The following is an 826-nucleotide window of genomic DNA, read 5'->3' as shown; positions in this document are numbered from 1 at the left end:
CCAAAACTTAGATATGGTCACGTTCACGTCCAGTTTAATGGTGGAGTAGAACTCTAAGCATAAGTTGTGCTCAAAAAATCATCAAGATTATTCAAAGAGAAGGAATTGGTGGTAGAAAACAAAACCGCCACAGTTTGAGCTGTGGCGGTAGGCGTTTATTTGACAGGATTTAGCTTAATGAGCGCTTCTGTTCTTGCAACGGCATCTTCTAGTTGCAGCTGCTTGTAGGCTTCCAGCTGAATTTCTAACGATTTGCGAGCTGCTTCTGTATCAGGGAATGATTTTTGAAGCTCTTGGCTACGGTTAATGGCAGCGATCCATGCTTCACGGCGAAGGTAAAAATCAGCGGTAGCTAAATCGTAATTCGCTAAGCGGTTTTTCAAGGCCACCATGCGTTTTTGTGCATCTTCCGCATATGGGCTGTTTGGATAACGTTGAAGCAGCTTCTTAAAGTCATCAAATGCTTTTTTCACGGGCTCTGGGTCGCGGTCGCTACGATCGATGCTAAACAGGTCGTGCATAAAGTTACGATCTTGAGCCATGTGGCTCAGGCCACGCATGTAAAGCACCCAGTCCATTTTTTCATGGGTCGGGTTTAGGCGCATAAAGCGAGAGATGGTTGCTAAGCCTAACGCTAGGTCGTCGTTTTTGTAGTATGCGTAAATAAGGTCAAGTTGCACCTGTTCAGAGTAGGCACCGAATGGGTAACGTGAGTCTAACGCTTCCAGTTTCTCAATCGCAGAAAGCCAGTTGCCACTTTGAAGTGAGACTTGTGCGTCTGCATACAGTTCCGAAGGCGGCACATCAGGAACGATTTCTTCTTTGC

At 45.9% G+C, this 826-nt stretch carries 1 protein-coding gene; it reads right to left on the bottom strand.

The window, feature by feature from the left end; translation table 11 throughout:
• Positions 1-155: 155 nt before the first annotated feature.
• Positions 156-826, bottom strand: a 671-nt coding sequence (locus R7Z77_RS24850) for an outer membrane protein assembly factor BamD (RefSeq protein ID WP_318136983.1), incomplete at its 5' end; no start/stop codon positions are given.

It is taken from the genome of Vibrio sp. 1401 (genome assembly GCF_033340295.1).
Note: the sequence above shows the minus strand (reverse complement) of the source record. Positions and strands in the feature narration are given on the sequence as shown.